Below are 2,454 nucleotides of genomic sequence, written 5' to 3'. Positions count from 1 at the left end.
GGATACACTTCTGCCTAACAATTCGTCCAAGCCGACGCCGCTTCGCGGCGCGGCTTAACTCAGGTGTTAGCGCCCACCACCGATTCTTCCTAGAAGTCACAGCGGCTTCTCGCGCCGTCCTTGTTTCGTTCGTCCGGCCGGCGTCTTGTGGTTCCGCGCCTGAACGCAACATCCTTATCGCAAGCCCTCTGCCCTGCCTTCGCGCCCGCGCGTAGTCGCACGCCGTCGTCTTCGCCTTCGCGCTCCAGCGCCTCGCGGATGCGAGCCGTGGCATTCTTCGCACCGGGAGGTTCGGGCACGCGCGGCAAGTTCGTGTGGGCTCTAACTAGTCGTTCAACCCGACGCCGCTTCGCGGCGCGGGTCAACTCCGGTGTTAGGCCCCATGGTCAAGTCCATCGCGCTAACCGCAACGATCGCAGTCGGCCTAGCTGGGTGCTATGCAGAGGGCTTTACCGGTGCCCCGCAAGCAGCGAGAGCCCACTTCAGGAATATGGAGCAATGCGCGAACGAGGCAGCAAGCATCTCCAAGCCTGGCAGCCCAAAGCATGAGACCTTTATGTGCGAAGAAAAATTGCTAGGTTTCACAGGCAGGCAGCAGGAGTACGTTCGCGGCGAGCCAATCGTCTGCGCAGAGCCCTCGGATGGGGCCTAACAATTCGTCCAAGCCGACGCCGCTTCGCGGCGCGGCTTAACTCAGGTGTTAGGCCCCGAAGTAGAGGCTCACGTGTCGGAACTGAATGCTGAGGCTATGAACCCGCCTGTACTGCGCCGCACGAGCACGATGACCGTATTGGTCGCTTCGGTTCTTACGCTTGCAGGCATTGTCGGAATTGCAGTCGGGCTCGGGGAGTTTGGGATTTCTCCCAGCGCATGGGCGGCACACGTACCCGCCGCGGCACCCGCATTGGGTGCAGGCATGTTGCTGCTGCTAAGCGGGACCGCGCTGGGGTTCGCCCAGCGGCGCGCTGTACTGTTTCTCGTGCTTACATTCTGCTGGTCAGTCGTTTGCTCGGTCATGGCCCGCCACGGCTGGGCGCAGCTCAAACCTGGCGGGTTTAGCGGGTTCGCGCTGCTCTATTCGTTGTACCTCTCGTACAACGGCCGCCTGTATCGGTCGGGGCCTAACAATTCGTCCAAGCCGACGCCACTTCGTGGCGCGGCTTAACTCAGGTGTTAGGCGCATGAAATATTTCCTCGCGGCCTGTCTCTTGTTCTTCAGCGCGCTTTCGGCGAAGGCTACGATCGTCAGGCCCGTCACTATCTCGGAGCTAGCGAAAAGCTCTGAGCAGATCGTGTATGGCCGCATAGAACTAGCTCAGATCATCGCCGGCGACTGTGGCGTCCGCTATGTCGTCACCATCGAGGAAACCTACAAGGGCCGCTGGCGGCCGAGGACATCCGTCTTGTTCTCCTCAGGAAAACCCTTGCAGGTGGGCTCGCGCTACGTCCTCTTCCTCAGCAAAGACTCGGAAGCGTTCTCTCCGCTCCTGTCTACTAATTCCTTTGGCCCCCAACCTGATCCGGGGCGCGCGAGCCTGTGCCAACGCAACCGCCCCCTTTACGCCGTTAACGTATGGGGCACCGCGGCGTTGGAGGTGACCGGCACCTACGCTTCGAAAGTTAAGTTGGCTTTCTACGATGACTTCATGATCCACATGCCCCAGGGGGCGAAAGTCGGGAAACTGGAAGCCGGCGACCGGTACGACATCGAGCGGGACCACCTAAGCATTGAGTTCGGTGCGCTGCGGAGCATTCTCGGGGGCAAGCCCGTGCCAAAGCATGCGCCTAACAATTCGTCCAAGCCGACGCCGCTTCGCGGCGCGGCTTAACTCAGGTGTTAGGCCGGCGATGAGGCTTCGATGCATCGTGTAGATCCAGAGTCCGAAGCCTTCCAGCGCAACATGGCGCTGCACTACCTCATCGAGCACCGCAGGAAGTGCAGCTTCCGAGCTCGGCTGGGCAGCCACACCATTGAGGCGTTGCGAGCACGCGGCTGTACGGTTGTCGGACCAGACGACATGGGCATTTACGAAGCGTCCTCGGCTCTGCCCCTCGGCCGTCTGTTAACTAAGGCCGAGCGGAAAAAACATTGGCTGGAGCTATCAAGAGGGGCGGCGGCCCTTCTCACGTTTAAGGGCGGCATAATTGCGTCGTTTGCTGCCGCTCACGTGCTTGGGTCGGGATATGGTCCAGCCTTACTGTGGTGTTGGGCCTCGGTATGCGTTGCTTCTATGTTCTTAGATGAGTTAACTCGTAAAGATCGCTACATGGCGGCGGGTGTCGCGTCTGTAATGATTGTTCTTGGTTCGCTTTGGGCATCTGTGTGAAAGCAGGTCGGCGCTGGCCTAACAATTCGTCCAAGCCGACGCCACTTCGTGGCGCGGCTTAACTCAGGTGTTAGCGCCCACAACCGACTGCCAGCGAAGGCCGTAGTGGCCTGTCGCGGCTTGTGTC

2 protein-coding genes are annotated in these 2,454 nt (G+C 60.4%); both read left to right on the top strand.

The features are described 5' to 3' along the window. Positions 1-1,181: 1,181 nt before the first annotated feature. Positions 1,182-1,829 (top strand): hypothetical protein, encoded by a 648-nt coding sequence (locus tag ACY35P_RS15375; RefSeq protein ID WP_462116709.1) that lies wholly within the window; start codon positions 1,182-1,184, stop codon positions 1,827-1,829. A 30-nt stretch (positions 1,830-1,859) separates the two neighbouring features. Next, positions 1,860-2,327, top strand: a complete 468-nt coding sequence (locus ACY35P_RS15370) for a hypothetical protein (protein ID WP_462116708.1) — start codon at positions 1,860-1,862, stop codon at positions 2,325-2,327. The last annotated feature ends 127 nt before the right edge of the window (positions 2,328-2,454 follow it).

It is taken from the genome of Lysobacter xanthus, assembly GCF_047159895.1.
The sequence above is the reverse complement of the archived record's forward strand: the minus strand, read 5'-3'. Positions and strand labels throughout refer to the sequence as shown.